Here is a 16,503-nt window from a genome sequence, read left to right as displayed (position 1 = left end):
TATCAGTAGGGAGAGCGCTATGGCTTGGAACGAGCCCGGTGGCAACTCGAACAATCAAGACCCCTGGGGCGGCCGCAACAACAACGGTGGCGGCAATGGTGGACGCAAGGGGCCGCCGGATCTCGACGAAGCCTTGCGTAAATTTCAGGACCGCATCAATCGCCTGATCGGCGGCAAGAAGCGTTCCGGTGGCAGCGGCGGCGACAGCCTCGGTTCGGGGGGCGGCAAAGGCTTGCTGCTCCTGGGCGTACTGCTGATCGGCGCGCTCTGGCTGTACAACGCCGTCTACGTCGTGGACGAGCAGGAGCAGGCAGTGGTGCTGCGCCTGGGCAAATACCATGAGACGGTAGGGCCCGGCCTGAACATCTACTTCCCGCCCTTCGAGACCAAGTACCAGGAAAACGTGACCCGTGAGCGGGCCTACAGCAAGCAGGGCGCCATGCTGACCCAGGACGAGAACATCGTCGAGGTGCCGCTGACCGTCCAGTACCGCATCACCAACCTCAAGGACTTCGTCCTCAACGTCGACCAGCCCGAGGTCAGCCTGCAGCAGGCGACCGACAGCGCCGTGCGCCACGTGGCCGGCTCCTCGACCATGGATCAGTTGCTGACCGATGGCCGCGAGCAGGTCGCCACCAATGTGCGCGAGCGGCTGCAGCGCTTCCTCGATACCTACGGGACCGGCATCACCGTGACCCAGGTGAACATCCAGAGCGCCGCGGCGCCCCGTGAAGTTCAGGAAGCCTTCGACGACGTGATCCGTGCTCGCGAGGATGAGCAGCGCGAGAAGAACCAGGCCGAAGCCTATGCCAACGGCGTGATCCCCGAGGCCCGCGGTGCTGCCCAACGCATCATCGAGGAAGCCAACGGCTATCGCGACGAAGTCGTGGCCCGTGCCCAGGGTGATGCCTCGCGCTTCAGCCAGCTGGCGGTCCAGTACGCGGCCAATCCGCAGCTGACCCGTGAGCGTCTGTACATCGAGACGATGCAGGAAGTGCTTGGCCAGTCGAGCAAGATCATGGTCACCGGTCAGGCCGGTCAGAACCTGCTCTATCTGCCGCTCGACAAGCTGATGCAGAACCGTGCTCCGGCACCGACCTCGGCCATCAGTGGTGGCGCTGCCCCGGCGGCGTCGAGCGACACGGCCGCCTCGGTCATTCGCAATCTGCCGCAGTCCACCGAAGCGCGTACGAGGGAGAGCCGCTGATGAGCAATAAATCGCTGGCCGCGCTGATCGTCGTGGTCGTTCTGGGCCTTGCGGCCTGGAGCAGTCTGTTCGTGGTGAAGGAGACCGAGCGTGCGGTGATGCTGCGCTTCGGTCGCGTGGTCGAGCCCAACCTGGAGCCCGGCCTGCACTTCAAGATTCCTTACGTCAACCGGGTGCGCAAGTTCGATGCGCGTCTGCAGACGCTGGATACCCCGACGCAGCGCTTCCTGACGCTGGAAAAGAAGGCGGTGATGGTGGATGCCTACGCCAAGTGGCGCATCTTCAATGCCGATCGTTACTACACCGCGACCTCGGGTCTCAAGCAGATCGCCGACGAGCGCCTGCTGCGCCGCCTGGAAGCAGGTCTGCGCGACCAGTTCGGTCGTCGCACCCTGCATGAGGTGGTGTCTGGCGAGCGTGATGCCATGGTCGGTTCGCTGACTGCGGCGCTGAACAAGATGGCCAATCAGGAGTTGGGTATCGAGGTGCTCGACGTACGCGTCAAGGCCATCGACCTGCCCAAGGAAGTCAGTCGCAGCGTCTATGAGCGGATGAGCACCGAGCGCGAGCGGGAAGCCCGTGAGCACCGCGCCAAGGGTCGTGAACTGGCCGAAGGCATCCGTGCCGACGCCGATCGTCAGCGCCGCGTGCTGCTGGCCGAAGCCTACCGTCAGGCCGAGCAGGCTCGCGGTGAGGGTGACGCCCAGGCGGCCCAGGTGTATTCCCAGGCCTACTCGAAGAATCCTTCGTTCTTCTCCTTCTATCGCAGCCTGCAGGCCTATCGCTCCAGCTTCTCCAGCAAGAGCGATGTTCTGGTGCTCGATCCGAAGAGCGATTTCTTCAAGTATTTCCAGAGCCCTGGACAGTGAGGTTGGGGATGAGCGGCGACTAGGCTTCGCTCGTCGTTCATCCCCGATCGCCGATTTTTTCGTGTTATCATGAATCAGCCGGGGCCATCCCCGGCTTTTTTGCGTCCGTACGAAACCCGTGGAAGGGCGACGCCCTGGCTGATCCGGGTAGCAATCCACGGCAGAGCGGCTCGATCCGGTGGCAGGATTCTCCAGGAATCCACCGCGCCGACCTCGGCAGCCGCGTGCCGATCCATGACATGGAGAAGAGGCCTAATGGCTACGGTAGACCGCTGGCTGCTGCCTGACGGTATCGAGGAAATCCTGCCGCCCGACGCGGCGCGCATCGAGGGTGCTCGTCGCCGGGTACTGGAACTGTTCCATTGCTGGGGCTATGAGTTCGTCATCACCCCGCACCTGGAATTCCTGGAATCGCTGCTCACCGGTGCGGCCAAGGAGCTGGAGCTGCGCACCTTCAAGGTGACCGATCCCAATTCCGGTCGCCTCATGGGCTTTCGCTCCGACATCACGCCCCAGGTGGCGCGCATGGAAGCCCATAGCCTCAAACAGAGCGGCCCTAGCCGGCTGTGCTATGCCGGCAGCGTGCTGCATACCCGTCCGCGGGCACTGTCCACCTCGCGCAGTCCGATCCAGGTTGGCGCCGAGCTCTATGGCGTGCCCGGCAGCGAGGGCGATCTCGAGGTCATCAGCCTGATGCTCGACGTGCTGGAGCAGGCCCAGGTGCCCGATGTCCACATGGATCTGGGGCATGTGGGGATCTATCGCGGCCTGTGCCAGGCAGCCGGTGTTTCCGGCGCCAGCGAGCAGCAGCTGTTCGATGCCCTGCAGCGCAAGGCGGTGGACGAGATCGCCGAGCTGACCGCCGAGTTGCCTGCCGCCGAGCGCGGCTGGCTGCGTGCCCTGGCTGAGCTCAGCGGCGATGCCGCGGTGCTCGACCAGGCGCGCCAACGGCTGACGGGTGCGCCTGCAGGCGTCCTGCAGTCGCTGGATGAACTGATCGCTCTGGCCGAATCGCTCAAGGGTCGTTTCCCGGGCGTGCCGCTGTATTTCGATCTGGGCGAGCTGCGTGGCTATCACTATCACACCGGCGTGGTCTTTGCCGCCTTCGTGCCTGGCACCGGGCAATCCATCGCCCAGGGCGGGCGCTATGACAACATCGGCGCCGACTTCGGCCGTTCGCGGCCCGCTACCGGCTTCTCCACCGACCTGAAGACCCTCGTCGAGTTGGGCACCGCCGTGCTGGACGAGCCGCGCCGCGGCATCTGGGCGCCAGCAGGCCATGCGCCGGTACTCTGGCAGGCCGTGCGTGAATTGCGTGCCGCGGGCGAGCGGGTGGTCCAGGCTACCGGCCATGACGACGCGGACCAGCTGCACAGCTCGGGCTGCGATCGCCGTCTGGTCGAGCAGCAGGGCGCCTGGGTCGTGGTGCCCTTGAATTCCTAAACACCGGATCTGGCATCCGGGTGAACGTGAGCATCGTCGGCCTGGCCGACAGAAATCTTCCTGACAGGGGATAAGGTTATGGGTAAGAACGTCGTCGTCCTGGGCACCCAGTGGGGTGATGAGGGCAAGGGCAAGATCGTGGACCTGCTGACCGACCAGGCCGCTGCCGTGGTGCGTTATCAGGGCGGCCACAACGCCGGCCACACGCTGGTCATCGATGGCCAGAAGACCATCCTGCGGCTGATTCCCTCGGGCATCCTGCGCGCTGACACCCAGTGCCTGATCGGCAATGGCGTGGTGCTCTCGCCGGAAGCCCTGTTCAAGGAAGTCGGTGAGCTGGAAGCCCGTGGCGTACCGGTGCGCGAGCGCCTGCGCATCAGCTCGGCCTGCTCGCTGATCCTGCCCTATCACGTGGCCCTGGACCAGGCCCGCGAGAAGGCCCGCGGCGAAGCCAAGATCGGCACCACCGGTCGCGGCATCGGTCCGGCCTACGAAGACAAGATCGCCCGTCGCGGTCTGCGCGTCGGCGACCTGTTCCACCCGGAGCGTTTCGCCGTCAAGCTCAAGGAAGTGCTGGACTACCACAACTTCGTCCTGCAGAACTACTTCAACGAGCCGCCGGTGGATTTCCAGAAGACCTACGACGAGGCCATGGAGCACGCCAAGGTCATGCAGCCGCTGGTCATGGATGTCGTCAGCCGTCTGCACGAGCTGCGCAAGGCCGGTGAGAACCTGATGTTCGAAGGCGCCCAGGGCACCCTGCTGGACATCGACCACGGCACCTATCCCTTCGTCACCAGTTCCAACACCACCGCCGGTGGCGTGGCGACCGGTTCCGGCGTGGGTCCGCTGTACCTGGACTACATCCTCGGCATCACCAAGGCCTATACCACCCGCGTCGGCTCCGGTCCCTTCCCGACCGAGCTGTTCGACGAGACTGGTGCCTACCTGGCCAAGCAGGGGCATGAATTCGGTTCCGTTACCGGCCGTCCGCGCCGTTGCGGCTGGTTCGACGCCGTCATCCTGCGTCGCTCCATCGAGATCAACAGCATTTCCGGCCTGTGCCTGACCAAGCTGGACGTGCTCGATGGCCTGGAAACCGTGCGCATCTGCACCGGCTACAAGGACGCTGCCGGCAACCTGCTGACCGAGGCGCCCACCGACGCAGACAGCTACATCGGTCTGCAGCCGGTCTATGAAGACATGCCGGGCTGGAGCGAATCCACCGTAGGCGCCCAGAGCCTTGAGGCGCTGCCGGCCAATGCCCAGGCCTACATCCGCCGCATCGCCGAGCTGGTCGAGGCGCCGATCGACATTGTCTCGACCGGTCCGGATCGCAAGGAAACCATCGTGCTGCGCCATCCTTTCGCCTGATGCGCTAAAAGGATGCAGCCCTGAAAAGCCCCGCCCCGCGGGGCTTTTCTGTTTTCGGGGTGCGAGAGACGCTGGTAGGTCGGGGACGGCCGCTGGTCCGAAATGGCCAGCATATTGCTATGGCTATTTATCGCTGCGGCTCCAGCTCTTCTCGAGTTGGCCGACAGCCTGTAAATGTCCCTCGCCGCTGGAGACCCCCATGTCGTTTCTCTTGTCGCTGCTGCGCAGCCGTCTGTTGCTGCCGGTATTCATCAGTCTGTTGCTCGCCGTCGTTCTCCAGGTGGGCCTGGCGCTATGGCTGACCCAGGATGCGGTGAAGGGCCTGCAGTCCGGTCTGGCTGCGCGCCTGTCCGGTGAATCCGAGCAGCTCGCCGATACCCTGCGCCAGGCCGGAGGCGAGGTGGATGGCAGTCTTGCCGAGCTGGCCGGGCAGACCCGCACGCGGCTGGCCGAGGGGCTTGCGCAACGCCTGGCGCGCGAGCGGCAGCAGGTGGGTGAAACCCTGACCGCTACCCTCAAGAGCAATGCGCAGAATCTGGCCGAGTTGCTGGCGGGTGTGGCGCCCAAGGCGATGTGGGATGCCGATGTGCCGGCGCTGTCCGACCTGGCGCGCCGGGCGCAGGGCAATCCCGAGGTGCTGTTCGTGGTCTTCCAGGATGCCCAGGGCCAGAATCTGACTCGTTATCTCAATCGTCAAGATGAGCGCGTGGCGCGCCTGCTCGCCATGGGCCAGGGCGAGGGCGCCCTGGCCAAGGTGCTGGATGCCGCGACCCGGGATCCGTCGGTCTATCGCGTGGATGCATCCATCAGTCCCAACGGCGTGGAAATCGGCAAGGTGGTGGTGGGCTTTTCCACCCAGGTCATCGAGCGTACTGGCGCGGCCCTGGACCAGAGTTTCAAGACCCTGGTCGAGGACGCCGGCGGTCTGGTCTCCAGTAGCGTGACGGCAGCCGCCAAGGGCAGTGCCGCGACTCTGGCGACGCGTCTGGAAGGTACCCGTCAGGCCGCCCTGGCCATGAGCCGCAATGCCGGTGAGACGGTCGCCGCCCTGGCGGGCGCGCTGCGCTGGCAGATCGCCCTGGGGCTGATCGTGGTTGGCGTGGTGATGGTCGTGGCCGTGGCGCTGGTGCTGGGTCGGCGGGTGCTGCGCCGGATCGGCGTGCTGCAGCGGGCGCTGGACGATCTGGCGGCCGGGGAGGGGGATCTGACCCGCCGCCTGCAGCTGGGGCAGGGCGATGAGATCCAGGCGTTGGGTGGGGCGGTCGATCGCTTCCTGGCCAAATTGCAGCCGCTGGTGGGCGAGGCCCATGGCGTCGCCGCACGTACCGGCGAGGAAATTCGTGGCCTGGCCGGCAGCAGCGCCACCGCCGAAGCGGCAGCGCTGCGTCAGCGCGAAGAGGTGGCCCGCAGCTTGGAGGCCTTGTCCGGCATCGCCGCGGAGGCCGAGGGCGAAAGCCTGGCCATGCAGGGCGCGTTGCAGCAGGTGGAAGCCATCCGCAGCTCTGCCCAGAGCAATGCCCGGATCGCCACCGAGGTGGCCGAAGGTATCGAGGGGCTGGTGACCCAGGTCGAATCGGGTGCCCAGGTGATCGAGCGGCTGGCCGCGCAAAGCGAGCAGATCGAGGTGGTGCTGGACGTGATCCGCGGGATCGCCGAGCAGACCAATCTGCTGGCGCTCAATGCGGCCATCGAGGCGGCCAGGGCCGGCGAGAGCGGCCGTGGCTTCGCGGTGGTTGCCGACGAGGTGCGGGCGCTGGCCAGCAAGACCCAGGAATCCACCGGCAGCATCCGGACGCACATCGCCGGACTGCAGGAAGGGGCGCGCGAGGCCGTCGCCGCCATAGGCGAGGCGCGGCAGCAGGCCAGCAGCGGGTTGGCCGTGCTGCGCGACAGCAAGCGCATCCAGCAGGATGTCCATCGCGCAGTGGATCAGGTGCATGCCAGCATGAGCACGGCTGCCCAGGCCGCCCAGCGCCAGGCGGCGGGTGCCGCGGCGGTGCGGCAGCGAGTCGAGATCATCCATGGCGAGGCGCTGCGTGCAGCCGAGTCGGTGGCGGCTACTGCGGACAGCAGTCGTACCCTGGCGGAACTGGCTGCTCAGCTGCGCGGCAGTCTGGGACAATTCAAGGCGTAGGGGAGGCCCGCGCCTTTTCGCGGGCAAGAAAAAACCGGCCGAAGCCGGTTTTTTCTGTTGCGTCCGATCAGGGATCGTCCGCTTGGTATTGGTGCCCAGGAGAAGACTCGAACTTCCACGGTGTTGCCACCGCTAGGACCTGAACCTAGTGCGTCTACCAATTCCGCCACCTGGGCCTGCAGTGCGACTTCTGATCGCTTCCTGTCACCCTTGCGGGTTTCAGGATTAAAAAACCGGCTAGCGCCGGCTTTTCGTCGACCGATCTGCAAATCGATCGACTATAATGAGTGGTGCCCAGGAGAAGACTCGAACTTCCACGGTGTTGCCACCGCTAGGACCTGAACCTAGTGCGTCTACCAATTCCGCCACCTGGGCACTCAAGGCGATGATTGCTCATCTCCGGCGTCGTGATTGCTCACGGCGTCGTGGGGCGGCACTTTACTCAGGGGGCGTTTGCTTGTAAACCCCTGCTGTGAAAAATATTTTATTGAGCATGCCAGGCTAACTATTGCGCTGTTTTCACGTTTCAATAGGCTCCATGGCAGCTCCTACCGAACCTAGACTTAGAAGGTAACCCCAGACTGATGGCCGATTGGCAATCCCTCGATCCCGAGGCCGCCCGGGAAGCGGAAAAGTACGATAACCCCATTCCGAGTCGCGAACTCATTCTGGCTCATCTCGCCGATCGCGGCGCTCCGGCCACACGGCCTCAACTGGCCGAGGAGTTCGGCCTCGTCACCGAGGACCAGCTCGAAGCCCTGCGGCGCCGCATGCGTGCCATGGAGCGCGATGGCCAGGTGATCTATACCCGCCGTGGCGCCTATGCGCCCATCGACAAGCTGGACCTGGTGCGCGGACGCATCGCCGGCCATCGCGATGGCTTCGGCTTCCTGATCCCCGACGACGGCAGCGACGACCTCTTCCTCAGCCCGTCGCAGATGCGCCTGGTGTTCGATGGCGACATCGCCCTGGCGCGGGTTGCCGGCCATGATCGTCGCGGTCGCCGCGAAGGTGGCCTGGTCGAGGTGGTCACCCGGGCGCACGAATCCCTGGTCGGTCGCTTCTTCCAGGAGAGCGGCCTGGCCTACGTGGTGCCGGACAATCCCAAGATCGGTCAGCAGGTACTGGTGCCCGAAGGCAAGCACGGCGGCGCCGCTCATGGTCAGTTCGTGCAGGTGCGTATCGACGAATGGCCCACCACCTTCCGTCAGGCCCAGGGCGAGGTGATCGAGATCCTCGGCGACTACATGGCGCCCGGCATGGAGATCGAGGTGGCGCTGCGCAGCTACGACATCCCCAACGAATGGCCCAAGGCCGTCGAAAAGGAAGCCGCCAAGCTCAAGCCCGAGGTCGAGGAGAAGGACAAGCAGAAGCGCATCGACCTACGTCAGCTGCCCTTCGTGACCATCGATGGCGAAGACGCTCGCGACTTCGATGATGCCGTCTACGCCGAGGCCAAGAAGTCGGGTGGCTGGCGGCTGTACGTCGCCATCGCCGACGTCTCCCACTACGTCAAGGTCGGTTCGGCGCTGGACGCCGAGGCGGAGAAGCGCGGCAACTCGGTGTATTTCCCCGAGCGGGTTATCCCCATGCTGCCGGAAGCCCTGTCCAACGGCCTTTGCTCGCTCAATCCCCAGGTGGATCGCCTGGCCATGGTCTGCGAGATGACCATCGCCGCCTCCGGGCGCATGACCGGCTACCAGTTCTACGAAGCGGTCATCCACTCCCACGCGCGCCTGACCTACAACAAGGTTTCGGCGGTGCTGGAGCAGCCCAAGTCGACCGAAGGCAAGCAGTTGCGCAAGCAGCTCGGCGAGGTGGTGCCACACTTGGAGCAGCTCTACAGCCTGTACAAGGTGCTGCTGGCTGCCCGTCACGTACGCGGTGCCATCGATTTCGACACCCAGGACACCCGCATCGTCTTTGGCGCCGACCGCAAGATTTCCGAGATCCGCCCGACCCAGCGCAACGATGCCCACAAGCTGATCGAGGAATGCATGCTGTGCGCCAACGTGGCCACTGCGAAATTCCTCGAGAAGCACAAGGTGCCGGCCCTGTACCGGGTGCATGACGCGCCGCCCCTGGAAAAGCAGACCAATCTGCGCCAGTTCCTCGGCGAGATGGGGCTGTCCCTGACCAAGGGCAAGGCCAATCCGGTGCCGTCGGACTACCAGGCGCTGCTCCAGCAGATCCGCGAGCGGCCGGACTTCCGGCTGATCCAGACGGTGATGCTCAGATCGCTGAGCCAGGCGGTCTACAGCCCGGACAACAACGGTCACTTCGGTCTCAACTACGAGGCCTATACCCATTTCACCTCGCCGATCCGGCGCTATCCGGATCTGCTGGTGCATCGGGCGATCCGCAGCGTGATCCGCTCCAAGCTGGAGACCAAGCACGTCAAGCGTGCAGGCGCGACGAGCATGGCCAAGGCGCGCATCTATCCCTACGACGAATTGCGCCTGGATCAGCTCGGTGAGCAGTGCTCCATGACCGAGCGCCGCGCCGACGAAGCCACGCGGGACGTCTCCAACTGGCTCAAGTGCGAGTTCATGAAGGATCGCGTTGGCGAAACCTATGCCGGCGTCATCACCGCGGTGACCGGTTTCGGCCTGTTCGTCGAGCTGTCCGAGGTCTTCGTCGAGGGCCTGGTGCACGTCACCGCGCTGCCCGACGATTACTACCACTTCGACAGCGTTCACCATCGCCTCTCCGGCGAGCGCAGCGGCCGCAGCTATCGCCTGGGTGATCCCCTCGAGGTGGTGGTGGCTCGCGTCGACCTGGACGAACGCAAGATCGACTTCGTGCTGCCGGCCAGTGCCGGGGCGCCGCGTGTGCGGGAAGAGCGCGAGCCGCGTCGCAAGCGTGACAGTCGCGGTCGTCGCCGCGAGGCGCCAGCGGAAGCGCAGGCCGTCGCCCCGACGCCAGAAGCACCGGCTACCTCGGTATCGCCGGAACTGCTGGAGCAGGCCGACAAGCTGCTGGGCAATACCGACGTCAAGCGCAGTCGCGCGGTGAAGCAGGCGCTGCTGGCGGAAGCCAAGGTCGAGGGCGGCAAGCCCAAGGCCAAGGGCAAGTCCAGCGGTCAGAGCAAGGCCGGTACCCAGGGCAAGACCACGGCCCAGGGCAAGGCTGACAAGGGTAAGGCTGACAAGGGCAAGGCCAGTGCCACGGCCAAGGCGCGTACGGCTCCGGCAGGGCGCCGGGCACCGGATGCCGCCGCCGAAGGCGCTGCCGCGGTGGAGGCCAAGGTCAAGAAGTCCAAGGCCGCTGCCGCCAAGAAGAAATCTGCAGCCAAGCCCAAGGCCGAAGGCCAGGCTCAGGCCGCGGCCAAGAGCAGGACCAAGGCCAAGAAGCCTCATCGCAAGGGTCAGTCGCGCCCAAAGGATGACGCATGAGCCAGCTGGAAACCGTCTACGGTATCCACGCCGTGGAAGCGCTGCTGCGCTTCCATCCGCGGCGGGTGAAGCAACTCTGGATCGCCGAAGGGCGGCGCGAACCGCGAGTCGAAGCCCTGCTGGAGCTGGCCGCTGGTCAGCGCCTGGCGGTGGAAACCAAGCCGCGGGCGCTGCTCGATGAGCTGGCAGAGGGCGTGCACCAGGGCGTGGTGGCCCAGGTCAGTCCCAGCCAGGTCTGGGGCGAGGCCATGCTTGAGGAATTGCTCGACCGGGCCGAAGGTCCGCCGCTGCTGCTGGTGCTCGATGGCGTCACCGATCCGCACAACCTCGGTGCCTGCCTACGCAGTGCCGATGCCGCCGGGGCCCTGGCGGTGATCGTGCCCAAGGACAAGTCCGCCACCCTGACCGCGGTGGTGCGCAAGGTAGCCTGTGGTGCTGCCGAGGTGTTGCCGCTGGTGGCCGTCACCAACCTGGCGCGTACCCTGGAAAAGCTACAGAAGCGCGGCCTGTGGATCGTCGGGACCGCCGGTGAGGCGACCCAGGAGATCTATGAGGTGGACATGAGCGGACCAACGGTCGTGGTCATGGGTGCCGAGGGCAAGGGCATGCGTCGGCTGACTCGCGAACATTGCGATCATCTGGCTCGTTTGCCGATGGCAGGCAGTGTTAGCAGCCTCAATGTCTCGGTCGCGACCGGTGTCTGCCTGTTCGAGGCCGTGCGTCAGCGGCGTACCAAAGCCTCCTGACGGTGAACATGAGGAAACGTCTGGGCACCTGCGCGGCGCGTGTCGGACTATACGAAACGCGCTGCAGTGCGCAGAATATCGGGCTCGCCTCGGGAAACCCCGGGGCGAGGCCTGTCAACAAGAGGATGCCCGCGTGAGTCAGGAGATCCAAGAGCCGGTAGGCTTGCGAGTGCTGCTTGTCGAAGACGATGCCACGTTGCGCATGCTGACCACGGAAGTCATCGAGGAGCTGGACCATCAGGTCACGGCCGTCGCCTCGGCGGAAGCTGCCCTGGAGTTGCTGCCACAACGTGAACACGATGTGCTGTTCACCGACATCGGGCTGGGCGGCATGTCCGGGATCGAATTGACCCGGCGCGCCCTGGCGATGGATCCGACGCTGCGCATCGTCGTCGCCTCGGGTTATGCCTTCGAGCGCGAACCAGGCATGGAAGCGCGGGTCGGGGTGCTGATCAAGCCCTATGATCTGAACAAGATCCGCCAAGCCCTGGCCGACGTGCAACGCTGAGTGCCAGTGGCTGCCCGGCGGTCGCGCCGGTCATGCCTGCGGTTGCGCCCCTCGGCGCCCTTCTCTAGAATGTTGCCCCTTGCCCGGAGTGCGTCCGCATTCCGCTGGGCAAGTCATCCGAACTATTCACTCCTTGTCTGACCGCGTTTCCGCGGCAGGCTGCAACCCGTAAGGAGCATTAAATGCGTCATTACGAAGTCGTGTTCCTGGTTCATCCGGACCAGAGCGAACAGGTGGGCGGCATGGTCGAGCGCTACACCAAGGCTATCGAAGAAGACGGTGGCAAAGTCCATCGCCTGGAAGACTGGGGCCGTCGTCAGCTGGCTTACGCCATCGACAACGTTCACAAGGCTCACTATGTACTCATGAACATCGAGTGCAGCGCCAAGGCCCTGGCCGAGCTGGAAGACAACTTCCGCTACAACGACGCCGTGATCCGTAACATGATCCTGCGCCGTGACGAGGCCGTCACCGGTCAATCCGAGATGCTCAAGGCCGAAGAAAACCGCAACGAGCGTCGCGAGCGTCGCGAGCGTCCTGCCGAGTCCGAGTCCGAGTCCGCCGAAGGCAACTCCGACGACGCCGACAGCGCCGAGTAATCTGGATCTAGCGAGGAATCATTGTCATGGCACGTTTCTTCCGTCGTCGTAAGTTCTGCCGTTTCACCGCCGAAGGCGTGAAAGAGATCGACTACAAGGATCTCAACACCCTGAAGGCCTACGTCTCCGAAACCGGCAAGATCGTCCCGAGCCGTATCACTGGCACCAAGGCCAAGTACCAGCGTCAGCTGGGCGCTGCCATCAAGCGTGCCCGTTACCTGGCCCTGCTGCCCTACACCGACAGCCACGGTCGTTGATCGACGCCTGATCACGAATAACGGATAAACACGGCATGCGGCCTCTGGCTGAGTTCATCATGCGCGGCCGTACTCAGGCCACCCTCGTGGTGGTGCTGGGTGCAGTCGTGCCGCTGCTGTACTGGATGACCGCTGCTGGTGGCAGCCTGGTGCTGTTGCGCCGGGGACCTGCCGCGGCGGCCGGGGTGCTGGTCTGGGCCCTGCTGCCGGCGCTGTTCTGGCTGTATCTGGGTGATGCCAGCATCGTGCTGGTGTTGCTGGGTTCGACGCTTCTGGCGGCGGTATTGCGCCAGAGCCTGTCCTGGACGCGGGTGCTTCTGGCCAGCGTCCCCCTGGGGTTGGTCTTCGCCCTGGTGCTGGGACAGGTCTATGCCGAGGGCATCGCGCAGCTGGCGGAGGAAATCCGCCGGTTGTTGCCCGAGGTGTTGGGCCCGAGCGCGGCGCAGTTGCCGCCGGAAAAGCAGGCGCAGTTGCAGCAGTTGCTGCTGCCCGTGCTGACCGGTCTGATGGCGGCGTTCTTCCAGATCACCTGCCTGCTGTGCCTGATGTTGGGGCGCTACTGGCAGGCGGCGCTGTACAACCCCAAGGGGTTCGGCCGCGAGTTTCGCGTGCTGCGTCTGCGTCCGGCCATCGCGCTCGGCCTGTTGGCCCTGCTGGTGCTGGCGCCGAACCTGGGCAGCGGGCTTGGCCTGCTGACCCCGTTGTGCAGCGTGCCGCTGGCCTTCGCCGGCATCGCCCTGCTACACGGGCTGGTGGCGGCCAAGCGCCTGGCGGGTTTCTGGCTGGTGGGGCTGTACGTGACGCTGTTGCTGTTTGGGCAGTTGATCTATCCGTTGTTGGTGATTCTGGCTGTGATCGATAGCGTGTTCGATTTTCGTGGGCGGTCTGCGCAAGAGCCGCAGGGGCCCGCGGACGGTGAAGGTTAAAAGTTAAGAGGAAAGACTCAATGGATGTCATCCTGCTGGAAAAGATCGCCAACCTGGGCAACCTGGGCGATAAAGTGAACGTCAAGGGCGGTTACGCTCGTAACTTCCTGCTGCCGCAGGGCAAGGCCACCGCAGCTACCGCTGCCAACGTCGAGGCTTTCGAAGCTCGTCGCGCCGAGCTCGAAAAGCAGGCTGCCGAGAAGAAGGCCCAGGCCGACGCCCGTGCCGCCAAGCTGGCTGAACTGACCGTGACCATCGCCGCCAACTCCGGCGACGAAGGCAAGCTGTTCGGTTCCATCGGCACCCGCGACATCGCCGAAGCCGTCAGCGCCGCTGGCGTCGAGCTGGACAAGAGCGAAGTTCGCCTGCCCAACGGCGCGCTGCGCAACACCGGCGAATACGATGTCGAAGTGCACCTGCACACCGACGTCGAAGCCACCGTCAAGGTCGTCGTTGTCGCTGAATAAGCGCGCCGTCGCCTGACTGGCGGACTTGCGCCCCGGCGCTGGTCTGTCGACAATCGGGCACGTCATTGCCAAGGCAGTGACGTGCCCTTTGTCTTTTCTGCCGTCCGAAAAATCATTTCGCCGCCCGCAATGGGGGCCCAAGACCTGCGCATGAACGAGATTTCCCTGCCCGAGCAGTACGATCTGCAGACCGCTGCCCTCAAGGTTCCGCCGCATTCCATCGAGGCCGAGCAAGCCGTACTGGGTGGTCTGATGCTGGACAACAATGCCTGGGAGCGTGTGCTCGATCAGGTGTCCGATGGCGACTTCTATCGCCACGACCACCGCCTCATTTTCCGCGCCGTGGCCCGTCTGGCCGAGCGCAACCAGCCGTTCGACGTGGTGACCCTGTCCGAACAGCTGGACAACGAAGGCCAGCTGCCCCAGGTGGGCGGCCTGGCCTATCTGGCCGAGCTGGCCAAGAACACCCCCTCGGTGGCCAACATCAAGGCCTACGCGCAGATCGTGCGCGAGCGGGCTACCCTGCGGCAGTTGATCGGCATCAGCGCCGACATCGCCGACAGCGCCTACAACCCGGAAGGGCGCGGGGCCAACGAGCTGCTCGACGAAGCCGAGCGCAAGATCTTCGAGATCGCCGAGGCGCGGCCGAAATCCGGTGGTCCGATCGGGGTCAACGACATCCTGACCAAGGCCATCGACCGCATCGATACCCTGTTCAACTCCAGCGATGCCATCACTGGCGTCTCCACCGGCTTCGCCGACCTGGACGAGAAGACCAGCGGCCTGCAGCCGGCCGACCTGATCATCGTTGCCGGACGCCCGTCGATGGGCAAGACCACCTTCGCCATGAACCTGGTGGAGAACGCGGTGCTGCGTACCGACAAGGCGGTGCTGGTGTTCTCCCTGGAGATGCCCGCCGACTCCATCGTGCTGCGGATGCTGTCGTCCCTCGGTCGCATCGACCAGACCAAGGTGCGCTCCGGCAAGCTGGACGATGACGACTGGCCGCGCCTGACCTCGGCGGTCAACCTGCTCAACGACCGCAAGCTGTTCATCGACGATACCGCCGGCATCAGTCCTTCGGAAATGCGCGCCCGGACCCGTCGCCTGGTGCGCGAGCACGGCGACCTGGCCTTGATCATGGTGGACTACCTGCAGCTGATGCAGATCGGCGGCAGCAGCGGCGAGAACCGCACCAACGAGATCTCCGAGATATCCCGCTCGCTCAAGGGCCTGGCCAAGGAATTCAACTGCCCGGTGGTGGCCCTTTCCCAGCTCAACCGCTCGCTGGAGCAGCGGCCGAACAAGCGGCCGGTGAACTCCGACTTGCGTGAATCGGGCGCCATCGAGCAGGACGCCGACGTCATCATGTTCGTCTACCGAGACGAGGTGTATCACCCGGAGACCGAGTACAAGGGCGTGGCGGAAATCATCATCGGCAAGCAGCGTAACGGCCCGATCGGCACCACGCGGCTGGCCTTTATCGGCAAATACACCCGGTTCGAGAATCTCGCGCCCGGCAGCTACGTTTTCGAGGACGAATGATGGTCAAGGACAAGCTGAAGATCGCGGTCCTGCTCGGTGGCACCAGCGAAGAACGCGACGTGTCCATCGCCAGCGGTGCCCAGGTGGTGGCGGCCCTGCGCCGGCGCGGGCACCAGGTGGTGACCGTGGACACCGCCCTGGGTCTGCTCGACGAAGATGCCGAGCGGGCGCTGCTGGAAGCCCGCGTCGGCCTCGAACCGCCGGAGCGGACCGCGCTGGTGCGGATGCGCGGCCAGGATGCCGGCGCGGTGCTCAGCCGCGCCCAGCTGGGCGACCAGGATCTGCTGTTCCTCGCCCTGCACGGTGGGACCGGCGAGAACGGTACCCTGCAGACCCTGCTCGACCTGGCCGAGCTGCGCTACACCGGCAGCGGCCGGGTGGGCAGCGCCGTGGCCATGGACAAGGACCTCAGCAAGCGGCTGTTCCGTGCTGCCGGGGTACCCACCGCCGATTGGCTGATGGCGCCCGTGGACGCCGCGACCGTGGCCGAGACCCTGGGCTTTCCGGTGATCGTCAAACCCAGCCAGCAGGGCTCCACCGTGGGTCTGAGCAAGGTCAGCCGCGCCGAGGACCTGCAGCCCGCCATCGAGCTGGCGCTGCGCTATGACCGCGAGGTGATGATCGAGCGTTTCGTCGCCGGTCGCGAGCTGACCGTGGGCGTGCTGGGCGACCAGCCGCTGGCGGTGGGCGAGATCGTCCTTGGCCAGAGCGGGGTGTTCGACTACACCAGCAAGTACCAGCCCAAGGGCGCGGTGGAAGTGTTTCCGGCCGAGGTCTCGACCGAGATCGCCGAGGAAGCGCGCCGGCTGGCCCTGGCCGCGCACCGGGCGCTCAAGCTCGATGGCTACAGCCGCGCCGACTTCCGCCTGGACGCCGAAGGACAGCTGTGGTGCCTGGAGGTCAACACCCTGCCGGGGATGACCGCCACCAGCCTGCTGCCGCAATCGGCCGCGGCCATGGGCATCGACTTCGACGAGCTCTGCGAGCGGATCTGCCGGCTGGCCCTGCAGGACTGACCCTTCCGCAGCCGGCG

The 16,503-nt window shown here is 65.2% G+C and carries 14 protein-coding genes, 2 tRNA genes and 1 pseudogene; 15 read left to right on the top strand and 2 right to left on the bottom strand.

Features of this window, described 5'->3' with window-relative positions; genetic code table 11:
* The first annotated feature begins 19 nt into the window (after positions 1-19).
* The 6 genes and pseudogenes from hflK (at position 20) to APT59_RS23045 (ending at position 7,027) form a co-directional block, all read left to right on the top strand.
* On the top strand, positions 20-1,207 hold the full coding sequence (gene hflK / locus APT59_RS19570) for an FtsH protease activity modulator HflK (RefSeq protein WP_059316390.1): 1,188 nt from the start codon (positions 20-22) through the stop codon (positions 1,205-1,207).
* A complete protein-coding gene (gene hflC / locus APT59_RS19565; RefSeq protein WP_017642910.1) occupies positions 1,207-2,076 on the top strand; it encodes a protease modulator HflC in 870 nt (289 codons plus the stop codon). Before hflK ends, hflC begins: the two co-directional genes overlap by 1 nt.
* Before the next feature lie 255 nt (positions 2,077-2,331).
* Positions 2,332-3,519, top strand: a complete 1,188-nt coding sequence (locus APT59_RS19560; RefSeq protein WP_059316389.1) for an ATP phosphoribosyltransferase regulatory subunit — start codon at positions 2,332-2,334, stop codon at positions 3,517-3,519.
* A 78-nt stretch (positions 3,520-3,597) separates the two neighbouring features.
* Complete coding sequence (locus tag APT59_RS19555) at positions 3,598-4,893, top strand: adenylosuccinate synthase (protein ID WP_059316388.1); 1,296 nt, start codon at positions 3,598-3,600, stop codon at positions 4,891-4,893.
* Positions 4,781-6,121: pseudogene (locus tag APT59_RS23050) on the top strand (hypothetical protein); the annotation flags it as partial. The gene APT59_RS19555 and the pseudogene APT59_RS23050, both read left to right, overlap by 113 nt.
* Before the next feature lie 234 nt (positions 6,122-6,355).
* A complete protein-coding gene (locus tag APT59_RS23045) occupies positions 6,356-7,027 on the top strand; it encodes a methyl-accepting chemotaxis protein (protein ID WP_420480527.1) in 672 nt (223 codons plus the stop codon).
* 89 nt (positions 7,028-7,116) lie between these two features.
* Here the strand turns inward: APT59_RS23045 and APT59_RS19545 are convergent.
* Both APT59_RS19545 and APT59_RS19540 read right to left on the bottom strand, forming a co-directional pair.
* Positions 7,117-7,203 (bottom strand) — tRNA-Leu (locus APT59_RS19545).
* A gap of 112 nt (positions 7,204-7,315) precedes the next feature.
* Positions 7,316-7,402: transfer RNA gene (locus APT59_RS19540), tRNA-Leu, on the bottom strand.
* A gap of 209 nt (positions 7,403-7,611) precedes the next feature.
* Between APT59_RS19540 and rnr the strand changes: the two genes are divergently transcribed.
* The 9 genes from rnr (at position 7,612) to APT59_RS19495 (ending at position 16,486) form a co-directional block, all read left to right on the top strand.
* On the top strand, positions 7,612-10,422 hold the full coding sequence (rnr, locus tag APT59_RS19535; protein ID WP_059316386.1) for a ribonuclease R: 2,811 nt from the start codon (positions 7,612-7,614) through the stop codon (positions 10,420-10,422).
* Positions 10,419-11,168: a 23S rRNA (guanosine(2251)-2'-O)-methyltransferase RlmB gene (rlmB, locus tag APT59_RS19530; protein WP_059316385.1), complete on the top strand. Its 750-nt coding sequence runs from the start codon at positions 10,419-10,421 to the stop codon at positions 11,166-11,168. Before rnr ends, rlmB begins: the two co-directional genes overlap by 4 nt.
* A 133-nt stretch (positions 11,169-11,301) precedes the next feature.
* Complete coding sequence (locus APT59_RS19525) at positions 11,302-11,676, top strand: response regulator (protein WP_007161147.1); 375 nt, start codon at positions 11,302-11,304, stop codon at positions 11,674-11,676.
* 182 nt (positions 11,677-11,858) lie between these two features.
* Positions 11,859-12,275 carry a 30S ribosomal protein S6 gene (rpsF, locus tag APT59_RS19520; protein WP_007161146.1) on the top strand — a complete coding sequence of 139 codons (417 nt, stop codon included), beginning with the start codon at positions 11,859-11,861 and terminating at the stop codon, positions 12,273-12,275.
* Positions 12,276-12,301: 26 nt separating this feature from the next.
* Positions 12,302-12,532, top strand: coding sequence for a 30S ribosomal protein S18 (gene rpsR, locus APT59_RS19515; RefSeq protein WP_059316384.1), 231 nt, complete (start codon positions 12,302-12,304; stop codon positions 12,530-12,532).
* A 35-nt stretch (positions 12,533-12,567) separates the two neighbouring features.
* On the top strand, positions 12,568-13,458 hold the full coding sequence (locus APT59_RS19510) for a hypothetical protein (RefSeq protein ID WP_059316383.1): 891 nt from the start codon (positions 12,568-12,570) through the stop codon (positions 13,456-13,458).
* 20 nt (positions 13,459-13,478) lie between these two features.
* On the top strand, positions 13,479-13,925 hold the full coding sequence (gene rplI / locus APT59_RS19505; RefSeq protein ID WP_059231672.1) for a 50S ribosomal protein L9: 447 nt from the start codon (positions 13,479-13,481) through the stop codon (positions 13,923-13,925).
* 150 nt (positions 13,926-14,075) lie between these two features.
* Positions 14,076-15,470, top strand: a complete 1,395-nt coding sequence (dnaB, locus tag APT59_RS19500) for a replicative DNA helicase (RefSeq protein WP_017642919.1) — start codon at positions 14,076-14,078, stop codon at positions 15,468-15,470.
* Positions 15,470-16,486, top strand: coding sequence for a D-alanine--D-alanine ligase (locus APT59_RS19495; RefSeq protein ID WP_059316382.1), 1,017 nt, complete (start codon positions 15,470-15,472; stop codon positions 16,484-16,486). The genes dnaB and APT59_RS19495 overlap by 1 nt, the downstream gene beginning before the upstream one ends.
* Positions 16,487-16,503 lie beyond the last annotated feature (17 nt).

Origin of the sequence: Pseudomonas oryzihabitans (assembly GCF_001518815.1) — a bacterium.
Lineage (GTDB): Bacteria > Pseudomonadota > Gammaproteobacteria > Pseudomonadales > Pseudomonadaceae > Chryseomonas > Chryseomonas oryzihabitans_E.
Note: the sequence above shows the minus strand (reverse complement) of the source record. Positions and strands in the feature narration are given on the sequence as shown.

What these genes read in the sequence shown, in the direction of transcription:
- hflC (WP_017642910.1), top strand. Translation starts at nt 1,207, where the DNA reads ATGAGCAATAAATCGCTGGCCGCGCTGATCGTCGTGGTCGTTCTGGGC.
- rlmB (WP_059316385.1), top strand. Translation starts at nt 10,419, where the DNA reads ATGAGCCAGCTGGAAACCGTCTACGGTATCCACGCCGTGGAAGCGCTG.
- APT59_RS19560 (WP_059316389.1), top strand. Translation starts at nt 2,332, where the DNA reads ATGGCTACGGTAGACCGCTGGCTGCTGCCTGACGGTATCGAGGAAATC.
- rplI (WP_059231672.1), top strand. Translation starts at nt 13,479, where the DNA reads ATGGATGTCATCCTGCTGGAAAAGATCGCCAACCTGGGCAACCTGGGC.
- rpsR (WP_059316384.1), top strand. Translation starts at nt 12,302, where the DNA reads ATGGCACGTTTCTTCCGTCGTCGTAAGTTCTGCCGTTTCACCGCCGAA.
- APT59_RS19510 (WP_059316383.1), top strand. Translation starts at nt 12,568, where the DNA reads ATGCGGCCTCTGGCTGAGTTCATCATGCGCGGCCGTACTCAGGCCACC.
- rnr (WP_059316386.1), top strand. Translation starts at nt 7,612, where the DNA reads ATGGCCGATTGGCAATCCCTCGATCCCGAGGCCGCCCGGGAAGCGGAA.
- dnaB (WP_017642919.1), top strand. Translation starts at nt 14,076, where the DNA reads ATGAACGAGATTTCCCTGCCCGAGCAGTACGATCTGCAGACCGCTGCC.
- rpsF (WP_007161146.1), top strand. Translation starts at nt 11,859, where the DNA reads ATGCGTCATTACGAAGTCGTGTTCCTGGTTCATCCGGACCAGAGCGAA.
- APT59_RS19555 (WP_059316388.1), top strand. Translation starts at nt 3,598, where the DNA reads ATGGGTAAGAACGTCGTCGTCCTGGGCACCCAGTGGGGTGATGAGGGC.
- hflK (WP_059316390.1), top strand. Translation starts at nt 20, where the DNA reads ATGGCTTGGAACGAGCCCGGTGGCAACTCGAACAATCAAGACCCCTGG.
- APT59_RS19495 (WP_059316382.1), top strand. Translation starts at nt 15,470, where the DNA reads ATGGTCAAGGACAAGCTGAAGATCGCGGTCCTGCTCGGTGGCACCAGC.
- APT59_RS23045 (WP_420480527.1), top strand. Translation starts at nt 6,356, where the DNA reads ATGCAGGGCGCGTTGCAGCAGGTGGAAGCCATCCGCAGCTCTGCCCAG.